The organism is Mesorhizobium sp. WSM4887, from assembly GCF_029625865.1.
In the GTDB taxonomy this organism is placed as follows: domain Bacteria; phylum Pseudomonadota; class Alphaproteobacteria; order Rhizobiales; family Rhizobiaceae; genus Mesorhizobium.
Window position 1 is genome coordinate 139,136 of sequence record NZ_JARTVP010000010.1, and the last position, 20,425, is coordinate 159,560.

At 59.9% G+C, this 20,425-nt stretch carries 23 protein-coding genes and 1 tRNA gene; 20 read left to right on the top strand and 4 right to left on the bottom strand.

The window, feature by feature from the left end; all coding sequences use genetic code 11:
- The first annotated feature begins 6 nt into the window (after positions 1 to 6).
- Both P9230_RS26630 and P9230_RS26635 read left to right on the top strand, forming a co-directional pair.
- A tRNA-Ser gene (locus P9230_RS26630) sits at positions 7 to 96 on the top strand.
- A gap of 178 nt (positions 97 to 274) precedes the next feature.
- A complete protein-coding gene (locus tag P9230_RS26635) occupies positions 275 to 1,546 on the top strand; it encodes an integrase arm-type DNA-binding domain-containing protein (protein WP_278121155.1) in 1,272 nt (423 codons plus the stop codon).
- Positions 1,547 to 1,577: 31 nt separating this feature from the next.
- On the opposite strand, the gene P9230_RS26640 is transcribed toward P9230_RS26635, so the two are convergent.
- Complete coding sequence (locus tag P9230_RS26640) at positions 1,578 to 1,814, bottom strand: hypothetical protein (RefSeq protein ID WP_278121157.1); 237 nt, start codon at positions 1,812 to 1,814, stop codon at positions 1,578 to 1,580.
- Positions 1,815 to 1,891: 77 nt separating this feature from the next.
- Positions 1,892 to 2,164: a DUF1883 domain-containing protein gene (locus P9230_RS26645; RefSeq protein ID WP_278121159.1), complete on the bottom strand. Its 273-nt coding sequence runs from the start codon at positions 2,162 to 2,164 to the stop codon at positions 1,892 to 1,894.
- Between the two features lie 659 nt (positions 2,165 to 2,823).
- On the opposite strand from P9230_RS26645, the gene P9230_RS26650 reads away from it, so the two are divergent.
- The 4 genes from P9230_RS26650 (at position 2,824) to P9230_RS26665 (ending at position 6,081) form a co-directional block, all read left to right on the top strand.
- Positions 2,824 to 3,129, top strand: a complete 306-nt coding sequence (locus tag P9230_RS26650; RefSeq protein ID WP_278121161.1) for a hypothetical protein — start codon at positions 2,824 to 2,826, stop codon at positions 3,127 to 3,129.
- 324 nt (positions 3,130 to 3,453) lie between these two features.
- Positions 3,454 to 3,708 (top strand): hypothetical protein, encoded by a 255-nt coding sequence (locus P9230_RS26655; RefSeq protein ID WP_278121163.1) that lies wholly within the window; start codon positions 3,454 to 3,456, stop codon positions 3,706 to 3,708.
- Positions 3,705 to 4,025 (top strand): hypothetical protein, encoded by a 321-nt coding sequence (locus P9230_RS26660; protein ID WP_278121165.1) that lies wholly within the window; start codon positions 3,705 to 3,707, stop codon positions 4,023 to 4,025. Before P9230_RS26655 ends, P9230_RS26660 begins: the two co-directional genes overlap by 4 nt.
- Position 4,026: 1 nt before the next feature.
- The gene (locus P9230_RS26665) at positions 4,027 to 6,081 is read left to right on the top strand and encodes a bifunctional DNA primase/polymerase (RefSeq protein ID WP_278121167.1); all 2,055 of its coding nucleotides are present in this window, start codon (positions 4,027 to 4,029) and stop codon (positions 6,079 to 6,081) included.
- Positions 6,082 to 7,335: 1,254 nt separating this feature from the next.
- Here P9230_RS26665 and P9230_RS26670 read toward each other — a convergent pair.
- A complete protein-coding gene (locus tag P9230_RS26670; RefSeq protein ID WP_278121168.1) occupies positions 7,336 to 8,001 on the bottom strand; it encodes a recombinase family protein in 666 nt (221 codons plus the stop codon).
- 888 nt (positions 8,002 to 8,889) lie between these two features.
- Here P9230_RS26670 and P9230_RS26675 point away from each other — a divergent pair.
- The 9 genes from P9230_RS26675 to P9230_RS26715 all read left to right on the top strand — a co-directional run bounded on the left by P9230_RS26675 (position 8,890) and on the right by P9230_RS26715 (position 13,862).
- On the top strand, positions 8,890 to 9,516 hold the full coding sequence (locus tag P9230_RS26675; protein ID WP_278121169.1) for a hypothetical protein: 627 nt from the start codon (positions 8,890 to 8,892) through the stop codon (positions 9,514 to 9,516).
- 2 nt (positions 9,517 to 9,518) lie between these two features.
- Positions 9,519 to 9,794: a hypothetical protein gene (locus P9230_RS26680; RefSeq protein WP_278121171.1), complete on the top strand. Its 276-nt coding sequence runs from the start codon at positions 9,519 to 9,521 to the stop codon at positions 9,792 to 9,794.
- Positions 9,787 to 10,041: a hypothetical protein gene (locus P9230_RS26685; RefSeq protein WP_278121173.1), complete on the top strand. Its 255-nt coding sequence runs from the start codon at positions 9,787 to 9,789 to the stop codon at positions 10,039 to 10,041. Before P9230_RS26680 ends, P9230_RS26685 begins: the two co-directional genes overlap by 8 nt.
- A 42-nt stretch (positions 10,042 to 10,083) precedes the next feature.
- Complete coding sequence (locus P9230_RS26690; RefSeq protein ID WP_278121174.1) at positions 10,084 to 10,245, top strand: hypothetical protein; 162 nt, start codon at positions 10,084 to 10,086, stop codon at positions 10,243 to 10,245.
- An 8-nt stretch (positions 10,246 to 10,253) separates the two neighbouring features.
- Positions 10,254 to 10,679 (top strand): hypothetical protein, encoded by a 426-nt coding sequence (locus tag P9230_RS26695; protein WP_278121176.1) that lies wholly within the window; start codon positions 10,254 to 10,256, stop codon positions 10,677 to 10,679.
- 358 nt (positions 10,680 to 11,037) lie between these two features.
- Entirely contained in the window at positions 11,038 to 11,256 is a 219-nt protein-coding gene (locus P9230_RS26700; protein ID WP_278121178.1) for a hypothetical protein, read from the top strand.
- A complete protein-coding gene (gene dgt, locus P9230_RS26705; RefSeq protein ID WP_278121179.1) occupies positions 11,243 to 12,550 on the top strand; it encodes a dGTP triphosphohydrolase in 1,308 nt (435 codons plus the stop codon). Before P9230_RS26700 ends, dgt begins: the two co-directional genes overlap by 14 nt.
- 145 nt (positions 12,551 to 12,695) lie before the next feature.
- On the top strand, positions 12,696 to 13,151 hold the full coding sequence (locus P9230_RS26710; RefSeq protein WP_278121180.1) for a hypothetical protein: 456 nt from the start codon (positions 12,696 to 12,698) through the stop codon (positions 13,149 to 13,151).
- Positions 13,152 to 13,562: 411 nt separating this feature from the next.
- Positions 13,563 to 13,862, top strand: coding sequence for a hypothetical protein (locus P9230_RS26715; protein WP_278121182.1), 300 nt, complete (start codon positions 13,563 to 13,565; stop codon positions 13,860 to 13,862).
- A 31-nt stretch (positions 13,863 to 13,893) separates the two neighbouring features.
- Here P9230_RS26715 and P9230_RS26720 read toward each other — a convergent pair whose 3' ends face one another.
- Entirely contained in the window at positions 13,894 to 14,925 is a 1,032-nt protein-coding gene (locus P9230_RS26720) for a hypothetical protein (protein WP_278121184.1), read from the bottom strand.
- Between the two features lie 602 nt (positions 14,926 to 15,527).
- Here P9230_RS26720 and P9230_RS26725 point away from each other — a divergent pair.
- From P9230_RS26725 to rimO, 5 genes are all read left to right on the top strand, one after another.
- A complete protein-coding gene (locus P9230_RS26725; RefSeq protein WP_278055786.1) occupies positions 15,528 to 15,926 on the top strand; it encodes a hypothetical protein in 399 nt (132 codons plus the stop codon).
- A gap of 663 nt (positions 15,927 to 16,589) precedes the next feature.
- Positions 16,590 to 16,748: a hypothetical protein gene (locus tag P9230_RS26730; protein WP_164748299.1), complete on the top strand. Its 159-nt coding sequence runs from the start codon at positions 16,590 to 16,592 to the stop codon at positions 16,746 to 16,748.
- An 822-nt stretch (positions 16,749 to 17,570) separates the two neighbouring features.
- Positions 17,571 to 17,978: a DUF930 domain-containing protein gene (locus P9230_RS26735; RefSeq protein WP_066989790.1), complete on the top strand. Its 408-nt coding sequence runs from the start codon at positions 17,571 to 17,573 to the stop codon at positions 17,976 to 17,978.
- 276 nt (positions 17,979 to 18,254) lie between these two features.
- On the top strand, positions 18,255 to 18,914 hold the full coding sequence (locus tag P9230_RS26740) for a TerC family protein (RefSeq protein ID WP_067320072.1): 660 nt from the start codon (positions 18,255 to 18,257) through the stop codon (positions 18,912 to 18,914).
- 139 nt (positions 18,915 to 19,053) lie between these two features.
- The gene (rimO, locus tag P9230_RS26745; RefSeq protein WP_127243354.1) at positions 19,054 to 20,367 is read left to right on the top strand and encodes a 30S ribosomal protein S12 methylthiotransferase RimO; all 1,314 of its coding nucleotides are present in this window, start codon (positions 19,054 to 19,056) and stop codon (positions 20,365 to 20,367) included.
- The last annotated feature ends 58 nt before the right edge of the window (positions 20,368 to 20,425 follow it).

Consider the following 20,425-nt stretch of genomic DNA (forward strand, 5'->3'; position numbering starts at 1 on the left):
CATGCTGGAGGGATGGCCGAGCGGTTTAAGGCACCGGTCTTGAAAACCGGCGTGGGCGCAAGCTCACCGTGGGTTCGAATCCCACTCCCTCCGCCAGAACCGCCTCGATTAAGATCAGTATCGATAACCTAAGAAGCTGATTTATAACGAATTTTGCGCACTCTGCCGGGAAATCTCATCACTTTCGTTTGAAATCAATCGATGTTGTTGCCGGGTATGAAACCGGGTAGCGTTCACTTCCGAACCGGGTATTCCCCGGATACGGAGAACGACCATGCCCAAGCTCACCGACGCGCAGTGCCGTGGCGCCAAGCCGGCTGACAAGCCTTACAAGCTCATCGACGGCGGCGGCCTGCATCTATTCGTCAGCCCCGCCGGTCTGAAATCCTGGCGCTACCGCTATGAGATCGGCGGCACAGAAAAGAAGGAAAAGCTGCTCACTCTCGGCACTTACGGCGATCGGCCGCCGGCCATGACGCTGGCCGCAGCGCGCGCCGCCCGAGACGAAGCGCGCGCGACCGTGAAAGCCGGCCATGATCCAAGCGTCGTCAAAAAGCGCGCCAAGCTGGCCAATATCCAGAGCACGGCGACGACCTTCGAAGCGATCGGCCGCGAGTGGTATGAGCTGCAAAAGCCGCAATGGGTCGAGCGCCACGCGGCCGACGTGCTCGATAGCCTGGAACAAGAGGTGTTCCCGATCATCGGCAGCCTGCCGATCGCCGAGATCACCGCACCGGAAATCCTGGCGATGTTGCGGCCGATCGAAAAGCGAGGCGCCAAGGAAACGGCGCGCCGCATCCGCCAGCGCGTATCGGCGATCTTCGTCTTTGCCATCGCCTCCGGCAAGGCCGCGACCGATCCAGCGGCCATCGTGAAGGGCGCAATGGCGCCTTTGAAGAAAGGGCGGCAGCCGGCGATCACCAATCTGGAAGCCGCCAAGGAAATGCTGGCCAAGGCGGAGGCCCAGCCGTCGCACCCCGTCACCAAGCTCGCGCTGCGCATCCTGGCGCTTAGCGTCGTGCGGCCTGGCACGCTGGCGACAACGCCCTGGGCGGAGTGGACAGGCCTCGACGCGGGCAAGCCGCTCTGGCACATCCCGGCCGAGCGAATGAAACTCCGGTTACAGCACAAGGACGATGAAGCCAGAGACTTCCTGGTGCCTCTCGCCAAGCAGACCGTCGAGGCTATCGAGGCGCTGCGCGTCCTCACCGGGCGCGGCCCCCTAGCTTTCCCCAACGCCCGCCACGCGCACAAGCCTATGAGCGAGAACGCGATGGGCTACCTGCTCAACCGCGCCGGCTACAACGGCCACCACGTCCCGCATGGCTGGCGGGCGACGTTCTCAACCGTGATGAATGAACGGTTCCGCGCCGACAAGCCGGTGATCGACCTCATGCTTGCCCATGTTCCGAAAGACAAGGTGGATGCAGCCTACGACCGCTCATTGCATCTGGAGCGGCGGCGGGAGCTGGCGCAGGAATGGGCCGATCTAATCCTTGAGGGTGCCCCGCCAGCGATAAGTCTCCTAGCGGGGCCAAGACGGTAATCGATGGGTGCTGTCGCCGGCCACGACGCGCCTATGTGCGCTTGTAAATCTCGCCCGTCATAACGGCCTGCACGGTGTCGTCATCGATGTAGTTCAACTCGGTGCCATCGGAGAGCTTCAAGTCTTTCAGTCCTTTGGCCACGCTTATAGACCCGTCCATCATCTTGGTCCGAAGAATGGTCTGCCAGACGTTGACCCGACCTGTCCTGCCCGAGCTATCCCTGACGTTAAACTGCTCGGCAAGCTCTATAGTCCTCGTGGTCGCCACCTTTGACGTTCCTTTCGTGCTTGAACTCTTGGAAAGTTGAGCGGCGAACAACTTGCGCCGTCGCCGCTCGGGATGTTCTAAGCGGCGGCTTTGAGATAGCCTATGTTGTAGCGGATGTTTGCCCGCCCGCCGCCAAGGTCAATAACGGTATTCCAATAGCCCGTATGCGGCACCGCGATTCGGGCCGGAAGCCTTTCGTAGAAGCCGCCGTAGTGATGGAAGCTACGACCGCTCCGATAGTTCTGAAAGTTTGCGTCGTCCATCACCAGGACGTTGCATTGATGCGAGCATTCCACGACGACAGTGTCGCCGGCATTTAGATAGTCTCTTGCATGAATGAAGTCAGACATTGGGAGGATGACCTCTGTTCGAGGGCCGAGCCGCGCCCGATTAACGCCTCTAAGATGAAACTCGCCCCGCCCTGGCTCATGAAAAAAGCGGCCATTCGGAAGGTTGAAACGATCCCCTCCGCATGCCTAAAGATTTAGCAAAAATTTTTGCGTCTGTCTATTCCTAGCTAGAACAAACACGCAACATAGCCTATCCAGCACTACATGTTGTGGTTTTTCTGTTTTGTAGCAGGGCTCGAAACTCACGTGGTGTCATTGCCGCTGCCTCAATCGAGCCAGCGCGTCAAGCCGCTGTTACAGATGGCGCAGGAGTGGGCAGACTGGCTAATGGAGACGCGACGCCGGCAATCGACCTCCTGGCCGGGCCACGACGCCAAACTTTAGGGTTCGCTCATGTTCGACGACGAAACGCGCGATGCGCTTTACCTCAACGTAGGCCGCTGCCTGTCAGCTTGGAATCATGTTGAGGATCAAATCCTGCATTTAACCCAGTACGCCCTCGAAGCAGGTGGCCATCGCGATGCAACATTTGCGGCCGGCTATTGGTTGGTCATCTCCTTCGAAGCTCGATTGAGGCTCTGCTCTGCGATGATCTCGTATGCGCTGCGCGGCTCACGGAACGAAGAATTCAAACTGCGGTGGGACACCCTCCACAACAGGTGCCAATCAAAAAGCCGAAAGCGGCGGAGATTGCGCACGGCTCGGTCATTGTCACGCGAGAACAAGATCAGGACGAGTTTCATGCTTATTTCTTCCCTTATTACCATAAGCGGCAGTTCGACCATCATGCCTCCGGCGCATTTTGGAGGGGCGAAGCATTCTCCGATACGACGAAGCACCTAAGGGTGGAAGACCTCCAGAATATTGCGTCTGCCTTCTTTCGCCTGCGGGACGATATCGCTGATCTCCAGGCCGATTGGCTTGAGCGAGACATACTTGCAAAAGACCCCGACCCGGCCCGTTGACGTAGCCGCCCGGTTCAAGCGACCACGTTGCGACCAGCGATTTTAAAAGCGAAGTATTTATCAAGCAAATCAAAGGGCCACGCCTGATAAAGCACCAGTCTTCTGCTGGTTTGACGGTGAAATTTGTTGATTTCACTGCCTAATATGATATGATTATATATCCTGAAATTTCAGGGACAAGGCGAACACCTGGCCACCTATCCCGCCAGCCGCCGACGACCGAGCGGGTCAAAGAGCGCTCCCTGATCGGATAGGACCCCGACACTGTTTAAGCACCGCCGAGGCGCGAGTACGCGCTTCGGATGTCACAAGGGAGCGCCAGCCGTGGCACCTCACGTTTTCACCGAAGAGGCGGACCCTCTACTCAGCCACAGGGACGCGGCGGCCTACTTGGGCTTCCGCCACCAGCAAACCCTGCACAATCTTCGAAGCAAAGGCATCGGTCCGCGCCCGACGAAAATCAGCGGTTCGCCCGGCACACTCTACCGCATGTCGGACCTGTTGGTTTGGGACCTCGACCGCTACCTGGCCAGGGTGGCCAAGGCCAAGGCCAACGTCGCGAAAGCGATAGCCTCGTGAGCACCGTCGACGAGATCATCGTGAACGCTCTCTTGGGAGCTGAGCAGGTGCGCGAGAACCACAGCGCCGCCAGGGCCATGCTAGCACGGCTACTAGCACACGGCCCTCTCAAGGCCGAATTCGTCAAACAGAAGCTCTTGCCGTTCGGAATACAAATGTGGCCACCAGCAGAGCCGGACACAGGTGTCAGCATCAGTGAGGACGGAAGGCTCGTATACATCTGGCCGCCCGGCCACGACCCGCGCCGGAGCCTATCCCTACAAAAGAAACCCGCCGACGCTGGCCAAAAGCGCGGCGGGTTCCCCAAGGAAAATTGAAATGTCTGATGCCATAAAGTTTAATGCTTCGTCGCCCAAAACTCAAGCTTCACGCGTCGAAAGCGCGATGTGGTGTGCCCGAACGATCGGCCCGGTGTTCCGCTGCGTGCGCAACGGCAAACCGCCTTTGATAGAGGGATGGCAGCGGGAGGCCACGACCGACGCGACGATGATCCGCAAATGGTTCGGCGGCCTCAATCCGCCCAACGTCGGCATCGCCACAGGCGGGCCGTCCGGCGTTATCGTGGTCGACCTCGACCGCAAAGACGGCAAGGACGGAGGCAAGGCTCTGGCGGCCCTCGCAGAGGCGCACGGCACGTCTCTGGCAGGCAGCAAGACGTTGACTGTCGTGACGCCCTCCGGCGGCATGCACCTGTTCTACCGCGTGCCTGCCCATGTGGCGGCCATGACTGGCAACGTCGGCGCCCTTGGCGACGGGATCGATATCCGGGCGGCTGGCAATCTCGTCGTCGGCGCCGGATCGAAGATCGACGGCAAGCCGTATCGCATCCTCAATGATGTCCCCATAGCAGACATGCCTCAGTGGCTTGTCGCGGCTTTCGCCGCAAGCAAGGCCAAGGCAGAGCCGCGCAAGGCACCCGGAGGCCTGGAACTGGACATGTCGGCCAATGTCGCGGCGGCCACTCGCTACCTTAGCCACGATGCGGCGCCTGCAATCGACGGCAACGGCGGCGACGCTCTGACCTATGCCGTGGCGTGCGAGGTACGCGATATGGGGATCAGCGAGGCCGTGGCATTCGACCTCATGCTGGAGCACTACAATCCCCGCTGCATCGGACCTTGGGAGCCGGACGACATGGCCGTCAAAGTGGCCAATGCCTACGCCTATGCGCAAAACGCCCTCGGCGCCGATAGCATCGCGGCCCATTTCGATGAGCTGCCCGACGATGACGATTTCGCCGACATCAACGCCCTGCTTTCGAAGGCGGCCAATGACAACGGCAGCAAGAGCGTCCTGGCACGGGCGACGCTCGACCTTGCCGCGATGTCTGGCCAGCCCATCCCCGAGCGCAATTGGCATGTCGAAGGCTGGATACCCGGCAACAACGTCACTCTGCTTTACGGCGACGGCGGCACGGGCAAGAGCTTGTTGACGATGCAGCTTGCCGTCTCGACGGCGGCATCACGTCCCTGGCTTGGGCTTCCGGTTCGGCCGGGCCGCGTCATCTACCTGACGGCGGAGGATGACGGCGACGAGTTGCATCGGCGCATTGCCGACATTGCCAGCCAGGAAGGTCTTTCCTTCCGCGACCTGGCGGCCAACATGAAGATCATCCCATTGGTTGCCGACGATCCCGCGCTTGCTGTTGCCAGCGACGGCGACAGGATTAAGGCCACGAAGCGTTGGGGCGAACTCGTCGATATGATTGGCGGCTACAAGCCCAAGCTCATCGTGCTCGATACCCTTGCGGATGTGTTCGCCGGCAATGAGAATGTGCGCAACCAGGCGCGCGCCTTCATTGCCCAGCTCCGCGCACCGGCCATTGCGCATGACGTGGCATTCGTAGTTCTGGCGCATCCGAGCCGCGCCGGCCTCAATACCGCTGGCCTCACTGCGGGCGCGGGGACGTCCGGCTCGACGGCGTGGCACAATTCCGTCCGTTCGCGGCTTGAACTGGCACGGGGCGACGAGGCGAAAAACCCCGATGGCCGGACCCTCACCGCCAAGAAGGCGAACTACAGCCGGGCCGGCGCAGCGATACAGCTCCGGTGGGAAAATGGCGTGTTTAACGGCAGCGCCGAAGCAACGACGGCGGAGAGCGAAGCGGCGGCCCGTGAGGCTGAGCGCGTGTTCCTCGACATGCTCGACGCCTATGCGGCGGCCGGCAGGCACGTTGGCGCCGCCACGGGAACTTCCTACGCCCCGGCCATGTTCGCCAAGGATGAGCGGTCCGGGGCGCTGGACAACAAGCAGCTCGCCGCCGCGATGAACAGGCTTTTCGCCGCTGGCGCCATCGAAGTTGTTACGTCGGGGCCGCCCTCCAAGGAGCGGAAACACATCGCTCGCGCCGCCGAGTTGGAAGAAGCGGCATAGGCCCCTTCCACCCGCGTTCCACCGGCCATGTGGCGGCTGACGAGCCGAAGGGCGGTGGAAGGGGCGAAAACGGCATTTTGGGCATACTAGGAGATCGATATTGATCGGATCCGATGGAATCTGTGGGCGGCCTTCCACCGGGATTTCCACCGACCTAAAAACCGCGGTGGAAGGCGGTGGAAGGCAGAAGCCTCAAATCCTTGCGGCCCAAGGCGTTGCGGCCCTTCCACCGAAATTCCACCGGAAGTTCCTACCACCCCCCATACCCCCCGTGGCGGTGGAAGCGCCACCGGCTGGGGCCGGCGCTCCCCCCGCCGGGCCTGGCGGCGGCAGATAAGAAACCCCTCCCCTGGTCTATTCGGCAGCAAGCGCAGACTGGCACGGCGATGCGGGATTGTCGGCGCGGTAGCGCATACACGGGACGGCTAAGCGGCGAAGCGCCGGCGTGATCTTGTGAAACACCCTCTCATATGGGTAAGGTCCATACGTGGGGGACTACCGTTATGCTACAAGTGATAGGCGCAATTTTCCGCGTTATAGGTCTTGCGATCTATTACATTGCCGTTGGAATGTTTTTGTTCCTCCGAGCCGTGTTCCTTCTCATCCAATACCTGATACGGCGCCGCGATGTCAGTAACGCCCGAGCGCAGAACGCGGAGCTTAGACAACTACGCCTAAAAGAGGCGCGTCGCCGGGATCAGGAGCGGTGAGGTCGCCAAAAGTATGGACTGCTCACTTTTCGTCACCCTGATTTGAAAGCGCCAGCCATGCGCGCGCAGGAAAGCGAACCGCGCATTGGGGCGAAAGACGTAGTGGGCCGCTAGAGGGCAAACTGAGGGAGGGGATTACAATGTTGGCGCAAACGCTTCGCGTCATAGTCGCTGGCGCCATTGCTGGCGGTGCAACATCGGCAGCCCAAGCGCAGAGCGCCGGCTCAGGTATGGAGTTGCGCGACTGGTGCACTTCGAGCGACGCTTCGGCCAGCCTAGCGTGTTTGATGTACATTAACGGTTACACGGAAGGCTTGGTTACAGGCCAACAGCTGGCGTCGATGCCCGGCCCGCTCATATGCTGGCCGAAAGGCGTTTCCGGGGAGCAGATGAAACTAATAGTGGACAAAGCTATGAGAGACCACCCGGAGCTTTTGAATATGCGGGCCAGCGTAATCATAGCGAGGGCTATCCTTGACGCCTACAGCTGCCGGCCTGGCGAAACCCCTGCCTACGACCAGTAGCACGCCCGCCCGCCCGAGCCTTATCTACCAATCAGTCGTTGCACCTGAGAGGCAGAGAACGGCTGGCCAGACGCGGTGACATGCCCGAGCTTCGCAAGCTCTGCTGCGACTTCCCGCAGGCTCCTGGCCTTGCCCGTCTTCGGGCTCTTCCGGGCCAGCCGCTTGGCTTCCCGGATCACTGCGGGATTGGACACGCGATAGCCGTGGTTACCCTCCACGCGGCGCCCTAGGGCCTTGGAGCGCCTATCTCGCGCCCCGCGAAGCTTTGCCACCAATTGCGCCTTTTCGAACTCCGCCACGGCGCCCAATATCTGCCGCACCATTGCGGCGGTTGGCGTGTCGTCGGTGAAATGGTTCGGAGCGTCGACAGGGATAAGCTCATAGCCGAGACGCTGGAGCAGCTTGTGGCCTGCCAACTGCACCGCCAGGTCGCGAGCGAAGCGGGAGGCGTTCTCAATCAGGATCACCTTGGCGCCGTTGCCGGCCAGGTATTCTAGGAGCGCCTGGAAGCCGGGCCGCGTGTCGATTGGGTCGGTGCCGGCAACGGCTGCGTCATAGAACTCCCGCACGATTTCAAGGCCGCTGCGCTTGGCGTACTCGTCGATAGCCTGCCGCTGGCGCGGCGCGCTGTCGCCGTCGAGATTGGTGCGGGACGATGTGCGAAGATAAGCAACTGCGGTAGACATTCTCGTGACCTGATTTCGTTGACGGGCAAGGCATAGCGTCCGATTTCTGTACATTATACTGAGGAATTAGGTACAGCATCAACAAATCAAAAGCCCGGCGCGAGGCCGGGCCTCGAGGCCGCTGCGGCCGTCGACTGCTACCAGGTGAGCGCCCAAGTGAGCCGGCCAAGCACAAGCGTTGCGATCCCAGACGAAAAGCCAAAGCCTTGGCTAAGCAGGTGAGCAGTCTGGCGCGGTTCGATGGCGAAGGTGATGTGCATCTTGATCTCCTCTGTTGCGCTCGGCCGCTCGATTGAGCGCCAAGACGACAAGACCCTAGCACGGCAGTTAAGTCATTGATGCAGCTAAGATAATACCGCGATACGCTTTCCGTACCGCTCGCGCCGGGCATCGGAGCGTCGTTTGCCTCGTCGATCGGCCAAGGAATGCTTATCGGGGGAGGGGGGAGTGGCCGGCATGGGGGGCCGAACTTTTGAATCGACCCGGAAAAACCAGCATACCCCAATAGATACCAGCGGCTCTCGCGCGCGGGCCGCCGACGCCCCCCTCACCCATCCCAGCCGCCGAGCTTCGCGCGCGAGCAACCGCCTCGCGTGTCGCGCGCGACCGCCTTGCGCGCAGCTAACCCCGTGCCCGCCTCTCCGTCTCAAAGGCTCTTCGGCGCCTCCCCGTCCGGGGCTCTAAGCCTAAATTCTTCGGCCGGCCCTACTTACGAAATCAATGGATATAGATCCAAAAGTATCAATATCGATACATATCTATACTTTGTTATCATAGTCATAACGCGCACAATGCCTTTAATTTGCCAGTATGTTCGCAGACAATATTTGTAGTCATCAACTTTTGCGCGCCCAATGGTCGGCGCCAACCCAAAAGGATTCTCCCCCGATGTCCGATCAGTTCACGACGCTTGAAGGGCTCGACGCCAGCATCGAGAAAGCGCGATCGGGTGCCGTTGCTCTGGCCACCAAGGTCAAGGAGCTTCGCGCCAAAATCCGCGACCGGCTGATTTCGAGCGGCACCGATAAGCAGGCCCGAGAGCTTCGCAGCCAGTTGGCGGAGCTTAGCGCCGACCAGGCATTCTCCGAGGAGCACCTTGCCGCGCTGCATGAACGCCGTGCGGCGATCGCAGCCGAAGCGGAAGCTGCTCGCGCCAAGGCAGAGCGCCGTGCCAAAGCCGATGCTTTCAAGGCCCTCATTGCCAAGCGCAACGTCGCAGCGGTCGCCGCTGAAAAGGCCGCTGCCGAGCTTGGCCAGGCAGCGCGCGACATGTCCGCCGCGACTACCGAAATCAGGCTGTCGGCCGCGACTGTTGGCTTGAAGCCCAATGTCGTCGACCAAGACGAAATCCGGTACGGCGTCGAGGAAAGCCTGTACCAGGCCGGTTGCTCCTGGCTGTTCGCCGACAAGCCGCGTTTCCGCTTCGACGCGCAGGGCAAGCTCATGACTTCGATCGAAGGCCGCATGTCGCGCTCCGGCGCCGACATTCTGGCGATGCTGCCGAGGGAGGACTGACCGTGGCCTATAAGTCCCGCGACTTCATCCTGCCGCGCCCGCCCAAGGCGGATTGGCAGCCCCCGGCAGAGCAGGCGGCCTGGCGACTGCGCGAGGAAATCGTCAGGCAGGAGGAAACCGAACGGGCGGCTGTTGAGGCCGCTCGCGAGGCCCGCAAGGCGGCAGAGGCCGAAGCCACGGCCACTGCGGACGCAAAGGCCGCCGCCGACAAGATGATCAACAGCAAAGCCGACCAGGCGCGGCGCAACTACTCCATAGGAGCACACTTCGATGGCTGACCTCCCTCAGAACTGGACCCAGGATTTCCCGATTGGCTTCGATCCCGTCGACGGTAGCCCGCTTGTTCCCACAAATCCCGAAATGGCGAAGGCCCGCCTCGCAGAACGCGAGGCCCAGCCGGATTACCTGGACAGCCTCCAGAACTTCCACCATCCGCTGCACAAGCTGCGCATGCAGGAGCGTCGCGGCCTACTCCAGATAGCCGCTGGCGCCACGGGCGCCCTGCCCGCGACGCCGAAGGTCTAGCTCATGAAGTCGTACCGCAAAGCAAGTCGCGCGGAAGCGGCCATGATGGAAGCCGAACATCGGCGCCGAAGTGCCAAGCTCCAGAGGCGCCAGGCGGAGCGGCGGCCGACCGCTGCCCTGCCCTGCACCGTTTACGACACTCAGAACGATATCGCGGCGGAGGGACAGCGCGCCGCGATCATCCACGCTAACCGTCCCGCTTGATCTTGGCCATGTCGACCTCAGCAATCTCTCCGCACCCTCGCTTCACCGAGCAGGACCTAGCCGACTTCGAAGCGATCTTGGAAACTGTGACCCCGCGCCAAGCGGATTTCCTCCGCGCCTATTATGGCGCCTGCCGGCGCAACGCGAGCCTGGCCGCGCGCGTCTCTGGCTTTGCCAGCTCACGGGAGCAGGCCAAGGCCAGCGGTTATCAGCTCACGAAGAAACGCGCCGCTGTCGTGAAAGCGATCAAGGCAATCGACCACCTGCTCAATCGCCGCGCCCTTTATGGCGTAGCCGAAGCAATCGCCGACCTTGAAGCCGACCGCGAGTTGGCACGCTCCAAAGGCGCGGCCGGGGCAAGCCTGCGCGCAACTGAGAGGCTTTGCCAACTGCACGGCCTCCTGGACCCGGATTTGAAGGCGGCACCGCTATGAGTTTCTTCGACGGCCAGGCTGACTGTCTCCTTGGTCACATACTAGGGACATGGCTAAGAGGAGAGTTACCCCCACGGGTAACCGGCCAAGCGCCCCACCCCCGCCGCAGTTGACAACCTCGTCGAGTAGCCCAATCGTTGACGAATTCGGCAAGCGAATTCCCGCGTGATCGCATAATCCGTTTGCCGAATCTGCGCATGTAACTTATTTGTTGGGTTCGTTCTCGCCATTCCCCACGCTTTGCGTTTGTTCCAATTGTCGCTTCAATTCGCGAACATGGATGTGAACCGCTTCCGCGTTGACGCATTGTCAATGTGAAATGAGTATGAGAATGTGAGCCGTAACGGGAGAAATTAACATGATCGCACGTGTTGCCGCTGCAAAGCAGGCGCTTTTGGTGCTTCTCCAACAAAAAGGCCGTGTTGCTCAACCCAAGGACGTGTTGGCCGCCTTGCTAGCGCAAGGCTACACTCGCGAGGAAATTCATGGCGCGTTGCAGACTGCCATCGGCCAGAATGAAATTGTCTTTGACAAGCAGCTACGAGTGAAGGCCGTGAGGACGCTTGAAGCGGCCTAGCGTCAATGTCAGGTCTTACGAGTACAGAAGCAAGCGCCGGCATGAGACGCCAAAGAAGGACCAGAGGCGCCCCTTCGAGGTAGACCGAGACCGCATCCAATATTCCAGCGCCTTTCATCGGCTAGCCGGCGTGACGCAGATTGTCCGCGCCGGAGAGTCGGGCGTGTTCCACACGCGGCAGCAGCACACATACAAGGTAGCGCAGATTGGCCGGCGCCTCGCCCAATACTGCCAGTCCACCGACGAAAAGCTTGCAAAGAAACTAGGTCTCGATCCGGAGGTCGTTGAAGCTGCTTGTCTCGCTCATGATCTTGGCCATCCGCCTTTTGGCCATGCTGGCGAGCATACGTTGAATAAACTTGTGGAAGACAAGGGCGATGCCGACGGCTTCGAGGGCAACGCGCAAACTTTCCGCATAATTACGAAGCTGGCAGTTCGCTTTCCCCTAATTGACGGCTTGGACCTTTCCCGCGTCACATTGGCGGGATGCCTGAAATACCCGTGGCTTCGGAACAAAAAGGTCGTTAGTCGGACCGACAAATGGGGCGCCTATCAGCTGGACCGCGAAGACTTCGAATTCGCGCGTGAGTACCTGCCCGACGACAAACAAACGCTTGAAGCGGCTCTGATGGATTGGGCCGATGACATCGCCTACTCGGTACACGATTTGGAAGATTTCCATCGCGTGGGCGCAATTCCGTGGGCTTCTATTTTCTCAGCCGAAGGTAAAAGCTCGATTGTTCAGAACACATTAGAAAAGTGGTTCGCGCCCCCCAAGAACGCACAAAAGATCTTGGAGAAAGCGTTTGACAAACTTTTGGTAGGGACAGTTCAGCCGGTTTTTGGCCCTCTCTTGGAAGTGCAATATGACGGTACTAGGGATCAAAGATTTACGCTGAGGAACCTAACGTCCTTTCTCATTGGGAGATTTATCCAAGCGACCAAATTGACTGAGGAAGGAATCTCAGTTGAGCTCCCCATTCAAGCCGAAGTTCGGCTACTTAAGCAAATTGCAAAACAGTTTATTATATCGAGCCCAAGTCTCGCCGCACAACAGCACGGGCAAACACAGATAATTACGGACGTATTCGACGCGCTTTTTGACAATTCCGGAAATACGTATCCCAAATTCTTGCCGATCAAGCTGCGCTATATTTGGAATTTGAGCGCGGGGCAAAAGGCCCGATTTGCAGCCGATTGCATCGCCAGCATGACTGAGTCTGAAGTGGTAGGCCTGCATCAACGCCTGACCGGGGCCTCGGCGGGTTCGGTTATGGACCCAATTATCCGATAGTCTCAGGCTAAGGGGTGGAGACTAGGCCAGCGATCCGGGGCCTTAGCGGCTAAAATCGAACGTCATACTATCGAGGTATCCTGGAAAACGGGAAATACGGGCGCAGCCTTAGCGAGCAACTGTCGCTGGGAGGGCGGGAGCAAAAATGGGCCTTTTTAACTGGCTATTCGGCGGCGCATCGAAGCCTCGATTAGGTCGTCCGCATATATCCGAAATCGCGGTTCCGATCGCTGGCGACGACGGCACTCCCGCCAGCAAAAACCAGATCGATACGATCGAACGCCTAATCTGTGAGCCGCCCCTTGGCAATCTGACCTATCAGCAGGCGGCGGCGATAATGTCGGCGCGATCTTACGCTAAGTTTGTTATGGATGATGTCTTATCCAAACCAGGCATTCGTCACCCACGGCGGCCAGTCTATCTCGCATTACAGGCCAACCTGATAGCCTTCATTGTCCGCGATCCGCAGGCCCGGGTATATGTATGCCGGTGGAGCGATAAAAACTTTGAAAGCGGGGAGGAAAGACCCCCGCCCAAGAATACCCATTGGCTACAAGCAGTCGGGTTTATCACACCGGCAATTGTCAAAATGCAAGCGTAGGACCTCCAGGCGCCGCTACACTCTACTCGCCACTTGGAGGCTGCCCTGGGGAAGACGTGGGTGGTGCGCGTGCCCAGCGCATCGACAACAGCGCCCACGACTGCTATCGCCCTTCCGGGTTGGGGAGTTCACGGAATGACAAATCGGTACCTTGGAACGTCGCATGCCTTAGCGCGCCGGGTTCGCACATACGCTCTAAGCACGACAACCCGCCGTTGGACCACCTTCGGCGCAGTGGTTGCCGCCCTCTTCGCGCTTTACTTCGTCCCTCCGCTAGGTGTGGCCGTGCTGGGAACCGCCTTCGCTGGGTGGTGGCTTGTCGTTCTCCTCGCCGTTCTCTCTGGCGCCGTAGCCGGCAACGCTGTTGGTGCAAACCGGGCGCTGAAAAAGGAACGCAATGGGGGCAATTAGATGGACGGCAAGAACGACGCCGGCTTGCGCGTGCTGGTGGCCTGCGCTTGCGTAGCTATCATCGTTGCAGTCGGGTATTACCTCATTGGCGAATATCGGACCCATCAAGGGGAACACGAGGCGGCCACACAACGGGCATTAGCTGACGTGCTTCGGAAGGGATGCCTTGAGGACTTGGCCTCTGCCGGTTCCACCTATGACCCGCACCCGAAGGCAGTTGCCAACTGCCTCAGCATGGGCGCTTTGACCGACGCTGAGGTGCAAGCGCGGGAAGACCTGATAGGCGTCAAACTGCGCTAGAGTGGCCGACGGCGTTTAAACGCTGACCGGGCTAGGGTTTCAGACCGGCGAACTTCATCGCGGCTTCCGTGAGCACCTCTGTTAAGACATCCGAACCAACTTTCCACGCTCCGCTGGCCGCCTTCGGACCGTTCTTCTTGATCCAGGCTAGCGCCTTGTTTCCAAGGGGCTTGTCCACACTCTTGGGCGGTTCGGCGGCGACGATCTCAGAAAACTCCTTGGCCGCTTCCTGCGGCAGGCCTGCCTCTACTAGCGCGGTCGTCATAGACCCCACGTCGCCCGCCATGATCGATAGCGTTACCTGGGCGCCGTCCATTGCCGTTACGTGGGTAACGTTCCCGTACACCGTCTGATTGAAGATTTGCGTCACCGCTGCCCCGTTCTCTGGCCCCTTCGGTATCGCTTTCATCAAGGATACTTCGCCGGCCAGCGGAACGCGCTTCTCAAGTTCGAGCGTGAGTTCCAGGACGCGGCTGCGTACCGCCTGCCTGATCTCTTTCATGGCTATAGGGGAGACTTCCCCGGATACCGAAACACAGGCCCAATCCGCATACACTTTGCCTTGGAGCAGGAGTATGAGGTTTGAGGCGTCTATTCCCAGTTCCTCGGACTTTGCCAGCTCTTCAACGCCAGCGACGCTCTCTCGCACTTGGCGGCGGGTCCAATTCTTCCCCGCATATTTGTCGATGAGATGTGAAGGAATAGGTGCATTCTGGATACCGCCGCCAAACGGACCCGACCACGTTCCTTTAAAAGTGACGTGCACAATACGGTACGGTGGAACCTCGATGTCGCGTGGATAGCCTTCCGTCTCGTACTTAACCCAATCCTCAAGCTGCTCGCTGCCGAGCCGGGATGCCAGAAAGCGAAGTTTCAGCATTATAGTGCTGAGGTCCGCTTCATCGCTGAGGACAGCCGCCTGTATTTCCCGAAGTATGCTGATGCTAAGGTCCCCCCAACGTGCCCTGCGAGATATATGGGTGCGCAGTCCGTGCTCGCAACCCTCTTGAACACCCGCGTTGGCGGTCCAGTTTCTTTCACGGCGCGTCGGAAGGTGAAACATGCGTGAAGAGGACGAATATTATCAAGAACTGCGGTCCCAAACGAAGACACAACTTCTTGCGGAAATCCGCGCCTTGCAAGGCCAGATAGATCAGCGTGACGAAGCCGAGCGGGCCGAAAAGCAGCGTGAGGCAGTGGGCGCGCGGCGAACAAGCCCTATCGCGAGAGATTGTCGACGATACGCTTGCTTGCGGCCGTAATCGCCTTGGTTAGGTTTGGAATAGGGTACGCCTATTCGCCTGGTTTGTTGCGCCTGATGGCGCTCGCGTTTGTGATCCACCTCTTTGTCGACTTCGAGAAAGCGGACTGACGCCCTTAGAGCCACCCATATGCCGGCGCCGTTCAAACGCTGACCGGGTACCAAGCCGGGTACTTTTGTCGCACCCTACCAAAAATGCGATGTAAAAACAGTAACTTGGCCGCACCTATTCGGTGGCCACTCCCTCCGCCACAATTCCCAACCGAATCCGCATATCATCTCCTGCATGGCCACCGTTTCGCTGTAGACGGCTATCTGTCCCATCGTGCTTTATTGGTTCCGGCGAGCCTTGGTGCGTCTCGTGCCCATCCGATTGTGCTGCAAGATCCTGGCGAAGGAACGAGATGCCTGTTTTCGCGTTGTGCGCCATGTCTCTCGAAGACCACATCAGCATGGCGCAGCGTCATGTTCGACATGGCGAGCGGCACATTGCGCGTCAGCACGAGCGGATTGCCCGCTTGAGAACCAACAGGCTGCCGACAGTGGATGCGTTGAGGTTCCTGAGCCTGTTGGAAGAGGTTCACGCTTTGCAGCGGGAGCACCTGTCCCGACTGCTGTCGAAATCGGCTGGATCCAAAGTAGTCTCGGAGCTTTCGGCGAAGACGCAGGTGGAAGAGGGCGGGAGAGACGCGATTTCCATTCCGGACCCCATCGTCCGGCTCGCGCTGGAGCTCGAACAAGAGCTTAACAGCGTCAAATTGAAGTGGCTGACCGCCAAGCCTCCGAGGGGCAAGCTTCACTAGCTGGCTCCGGCAGGTTGGCGGCTCTGCCGCGTCCTTTCGTGCGCTGAGGCCCCTTTAGGCTACTACGCCATCAACTTCTTGATATGTACCGGCCACATCAGCACAAGCGTATGTTTATCGGCAGCCGGTGCTGTGTCTCGCCCCCGAGCCCACCGGTCAGGCCCGGCGTTTGCTGGCCTACCCCGCCAGCCTGCCGGGCCGCCCGGCGTCAGGCAATGGCGTCAAGGTTTCTTGTCCAGTGGAGAACACCGATCTCAGGAGCGCACCAGACTCATGACCTCACGGTCGGCGGCTTGCGCCCCTCAGCCGCACGTTGCCGGGCGGGCAGCGGACACACCGCTGGAGGCACAGCCGACACAAAGCGGCGGCACGCCGGCAAAATTCTATTAGCTTTAACTAATTGTAGACCCGCGCTGTCCTATTCTGGGACAGCGCGGGTAGCGCCCACTCCCGCGCCGGCGGCTCCGGCAGGCCCAGCACCCCCCGCCCTCTGTCGGGGCCGCCACCTGACTTTGCTTTATACCAGCGATGGTTGAATCAACCGTTACCACACGTGCCTACCAACGAGCTTTCGTGATCGTTAAATTTTGATGGATCGGAGGATTCCCATCTCACCAGAACTGATCTAGTCTTGCAGGTCGAAGAAATCGCGGGTGGCAACCTATGGAAGCGATGTTCGATGACCTTGCGGCTGCTGTCAGGCAGCCCCGAACAGATATTTATACGGCTGTGCGCGCGTTCGCCCTGGACTTCGCCAGCAAGCTCTTTTTAGGGGTCGCCGTGGGGGTTGGCATCGGTATCGGGCTAGCTATCGCTCGCTAAGTCACCAGGAAAGTACCGGCGGCTGCGCAAAGTCCGCGTGGCTCGCCCTGCTATCCGCTTGCTGTAGCATACCGCGATCGGTGTAGGGTCACCCACTATATTGGCAATGGCCTCCAATCTGACACGAACTTACCATTGGACGTTTTCGGGCGCCGTGGGGAGTTCCAATGCGCATGATTCTTGCTCTGGCCGCGCTCACGGCCTGTTTCTCCGTATGGGATCATCTTGCAAACCACGGAACCTATAGCGCTACCCTGCAGCGAAACATTTTTGGTAAAGTGCTTTCGGGCTAACGGCCTTCCCACCGGGGCCGGTTTCCATCGTCAGGCACGTCGACACAGTTTTTATGTTCGCTTGCTCAGTTAAATGCTCTGCGCCCCTTTGCGTTAATCCAAGCAGCAGTCGGCCCGACAATTCCGCCGGAAGGTCGAAAAATAGATCATAGACCATCCATTGGTCACACGGATCCGATAAGCAGGTAAACCTCATCACTGACGGTTCTTCGTTTTAGTATTCCAACGCAAATCTGTTCGGCGGCTGAGCCTGCGAAACCGGGCAGGATTGTGCTCCAGCACTTTGAAAGCACAATACTGCCGCCCGACGAGGAGAAAAAGAGGCTCTACAGTCCCTGCTCTATACGACCCAAGTCTGACAGGTTCTTGACAGTTCTTCGGCAGCGGAGATCGTTTCATCGCGGACCCCGGAACAATGGCAATAGCCCAGTCGCCGAAGCCCGAGATTGGCTTGTGCCGCATGGCTGGCCTGGCCGAGCCGGCACCCATGTCACAAGCGCGTGCGTTTGGTTGATTTCTCAGACAGAATATGCTGCTTGTCGCGCCCATGAAAAAGCTCTGCCTGATGGTTCTGGCGCCTCTGGCGCTGGCCTGGCCGGCCAAGGCGATGGACAACGCACTTCGTGCCGGCCTGCTGAAACTCGATCCGCAGACTCGTCTCGAACAGCGTTGCGACGCCGAGGTGCTCGACCGGATCAGCCACGACGATCGCAAATTCAAGGCCGACCGTGTGGTGGCCTATGCCTTCGCCACGCCGCAGATGAGCGCCGACGCGATCAGGAGCCCCGGCGCCGCCTTTCGCAGCAAGGGTCAATGGTTCCGGCTGAAGTTCAAGTGCCAGACTGCGCCCGACCACATGCAGGTGCTGCAGTTGCTCTACAAGATCGGTGACGAGATCCCGGAAACCGACTGGGCAAAATACAATCTTTACGATTGACCGACTGCCGCGGTCGGTTGCGCGCAAATCGGCCTTTCGAGTGCAAACTCATTTTAACCCAATGGAACCAGACGAGCGGCAACCGCTTGTTTCGTGAGTTATCTTGACGTGCAGGAACCATGCACGTAGAGCAATTCCAGGAAAAGCGCGCAGCCGTTTTTCCCGCCGGAATTGCGTGAAAACAAAGACTTAGAACGCGATCGCATCAATCGGTGAATCGCTCCGGCGTTAGAACACTCGAAGATCGACATTTCGCAAACAGGAAGGCTCCAGACGATGGATATTTTCAGCGCCGCAAGCCTGACTGCCCTTGTCCAGGTCATCGCGATCGACCTGGTGCTTGCGGGCGACAATGCCATCGTCATTGGACTGGCGGCCGCCGGCCTGCCGACGGAGCAGCGCAAAAAGGCCATTCTGATCGGCGTGGTGGCAGCGACGGTGCTGCGCATCCTGTTCGCGGCGGTTACCGTCAAGCTGCTTGCAATCGTCGGACTGTTGCTCGCCGGTGGCATCCTGCTGTTATGGGTATGCTGGAAGATGTATCGCGAGCTGCGCACCTCCCATGCCGACGAGCACGAGGCGACGGAGGCGCTCGCCAATTCCGATCTCGACAGCGACAAGGCGGTTGCCGGCAAGGCGCCGCGCAAGACGCTTGGCCAGGCGGCGCTGCAGATCGTCGTCGCAGACGTGTCGATGTCGCTGGACAACGTGCTGGCCGTCGCCGGCGCCGCGCGGGATCATTTCTGGGTGCTGATCGTCGGCCTCGTGCTGTCGATCGGCTTGATGGGCCTTGCCGCCAGCTTCATTGCGCGGCTGCTGCACCGTTACCGTTGGATTGCCTATATCGGCCTGCTGATCATCCTCTATGTCGCGCTAGACATGGTCTACAGGGGCACGATGGAAATCTGGCCGCATGTCAACAACGCGGTGAGCTGACTGCCGCCACCTGACGCGGGCTTTGGCCGGCCACTGATCTGGCCTCGCATTGCGTTTTGCCGCAACAAGGACCAGCCCATACCAATGCCGCAATTAGTGTGGTATGGCGCCGCCGATCCCGAAAAACCTGGAAAAGCTTATGTCTGCCCCTCGTGTCAGTTTCGTCAGCCTTGGATGCCCGAAGGCGCTCGTCGATTCCGAGCGCATCATCACGCGGCTCCGCGCTGAAGGCTACGAGATCGCCCGCAAGCATGATGGCGCCGACCTCGTTGTCGTCAACACATGCGGCTTTCTCGACTCCGCGCGCGACGAGTCGCTCGACGCGATCGGCTCCGCCCTTTCCGAAAACGGTCGCGTCATCGTCACCGGCTGCCTCGGCGCCGAGCCGGAAGTCATTCGCGAGAAGCATCCCAATGTGCTGGCGATCACCGGCCCGCAGGCCTATGAGAGCGTGATGGCGGCGGTGCATGAGGCGGCTCCCCCCAGCCATGATCCCTACATCGATCTTCTGCCGCCCCAGGGCGTGAAGCTGACGCCGCGGCATTACGCCTATCTGAAGATTTCCGAAGGCTGCAACAATCGCTGCACCTTCTGCATCATCCCGGCGCTGCGCGGCGATCTCGTCTCGCGGCCGGCGGCCGACGTGTTGCGCGAGGCCGAAAAGCTCGCCAAGGCCGGCGTCAAGGAGATCCTCGTCATCTCGCAGGACACCAGCGCCTATGGCATCGACATCAAATACCAGACGAGCATGTTCGGCGACCGCGAGGTGCGAGCGAAGTTCCTCGACCTTGCAGAGGAGCTCGGCAAGCTCGGCATCTGGGTTCGCATGCACTATGTGTACCCTTACCCGCATGTTGCCGACGTCATTCCGCTGATGGCCGAGGGAAAGATCCTTCCCTATCTGGACATCCCCTTCCAGCACGCCTCGCCGCAGGTGCTGAAGAACATGCGCCGTCCCGCTCATGGCGAAAAGACGCTGGAGCGGATCCGCGGTTGGCGCGAGGTCTGCCCGGATCTCGCCATCCGCTCAACCTTCATCGTCGGTTTCCCCGGCGAGACGGAAGACGACTTCCAGATGCTGCTCGACTGGCTGGACGAGGCGAAGATCGATCGTGCCGGCTGCTTCAAATATGAGCCGGTCAAGGGCGCGCGCTCCAACGACCTCGGCCTGGAACAAGTGCCGCAGGAGATCAAGGAAGCCCGCTGGCACCGCTTCATGCAGCGCCAGCAGAAGATTTCGGCGACGCAGCTGGCCAGGAAGGTCGGCAAGCGGCTGCCGGTGCTGATCGACGAGGCGCATGGCACCTCGGCCAAGGGCCGCACCAAATATGACGCCCCCGAGATCGACGGCTCCGTGCATATCCAGTCGCGTCGGCCGCTGCGCGCCGGTGAGATCGTCACGGTCAAGGTCGAGCGCGCCGACGCCTACGATCTCTACGGCTCGGCCGTTTGACAAGCGGGATTGGCTGAAAATGAAAGGGCGCCGGTGGGGCGCCCTTTTTGTTTTGATG

Coding starts and splice junctions, on each gene's coding strand:
- rimO (WP_127243354.1), top strand. CDS start 19,054: ATGTCTGCCCCTCGTGTCAGTTTCGTCAGCCTTGGATGCCCGAAGGCG.
- P9230_RS26685 (WP_278121173.1), top strand. CDS start 9,787: ATGGCTGACCTCCCTCAGAACTGGACCCAGGATTTCCCGATTGGCTTC.
- P9230_RS26645 (WP_278121159.1), bottom strand. CDS start 2,164: ATGTCTGACTTCATTCATGCAAGAGACTATCTAAATGCCGGCGACACT.
- P9230_RS26740 (WP_067320072.1), top strand. CDS start 18,255: ATGGATATTTTCAGCGCCGCAAGCCTGACTGCCCTTGTCCAGGTCATC.
- P9230_RS26670 (WP_278121168.1), bottom strand. CDS start 8,001: ATGTCTACCGCAGTTGCTTATCTTCGCACATCGTCCCGCACCAATCTC.
- P9230_RS26730 (WP_164748299.1), top strand. CDS start 16,590: ATGGAAGCGATGTTCGATGACCTTGCGGCTGCTGTCAGGCAGCCCCGA.
- P9230_RS26665 (WP_278121167.1), top strand. CDS start 4,027: ATGTCTGATGCCATAAAGTTTAATGCTTCGTCGCCCAAAACTCAAGCT.
- P9230_RS26735 (WP_066989790.1), top strand. CDS start 17,571: ATGCTGCTTGTCGCGCCCATGAAAAAGCTCTGCCTGATGGTTCTGGCG.
- P9230_RS26695 (WP_278121176.1), top strand. CDS start 10,254: ATGTCGACCTCAGCAATCTCTCCGCACCCTCGCTTCACCGAGCAGGAC.
- P9230_RS26700 (WP_278121178.1), top strand. CDS start 11,038: ATGATCGCACGTGTTGCCGCTGCAAAGCAGGCGCTTTTGGTGCTTCTC.
- P9230_RS26675 (WP_278121169.1), top strand. CDS start 8,890: ATGTCCGATCAGTTCACGACGCTTGAAGGGCTCGACGCCAGCATCGAG.
- P9230_RS26635 (WP_278121155.1), top strand. CDS start 275: ATGCCCAAGCTCACCGACGCGCAGTGCCGTGGCGCCAAGCCGGCTGAC.
- P9230_RS26725 (WP_278055786.1), top strand. CDS start 15,528: ATGCCTGTTTTCGCGTTGTGCGCCATGTCTCTCGAAGACCACATCAGC.
- P9230_RS26715 (WP_278121182.1), top strand. CDS start 13,563: ATGGACGGCAAGAACGACGCCGGCTTGCGCGTGCTGGTGGCCTGCGCT.
- P9230_RS26720 (WP_278121184.1), bottom strand. CDS start 14,925: ATGTTTCACCTTCCGACGCGCCGTGAAAGAAACTGGACCGCCAACGCG.
- P9230_RS26710 (WP_278121180.1), top strand. CDS start 12,696: ATGGGCCTTTTTAACTGGCTATTCGGCGGCGCATCGAAGCCTCGATTA.
- P9230_RS26690 (WP_278121174.1), top strand. CDS start 10,084: ATGATGGAAGCCGAACATCGGCGCCGAAGTGCCAAGCTCCAGAGGCGC.